The 259-nt window shown below is 39.8% G+C and carries 1 protein-coding gene; it reads left to right on the forward strand.

Annotated elements, in window-relative coordinates:
• Positions 1 to 21: 21 nt before the first annotated feature.
• Positions 22 to 259: hypothetical protein (locus FWJ25_RS20965; protein WP_223163300.1), on the forward strand; the 238-nt coding region annotated here is incomplete at its 3' end.

A 259-nucleotide genomic window follows, 5' to 3' on the forward strand; every position in this document is an offset into this window, starting at 1 on the left:
CACATGACGGAGGAGAAGAAAATGTTTACCTCCTATGTCAAGAACAGGGATTCCCAAGACACTGTCATCTTTGGAGATGGGAACCAAGGCAAGGTTAAGGGCTTAGGCAAAATAGCCATCACAGTCGAGCATTCAATTTCAAATGTGTTTCTAGTAGAATCGCTCGGGTACAACTTGTTGTCTGTAAGCCAATTATGTCATATGGGTTATAATTGCTTATTTACAAATATTGATGTATCTGTCTTTAGGAGAAGTGATG

This window comes from Marinobacter salinexigens (assembly GCF_008370345.1).
GTDB lineage: Bacteria > Pseudomonadota > Gammaproteobacteria > Pseudomonadales > Oleiphilaceae > Marinobacter > Marinobacter salinexigens.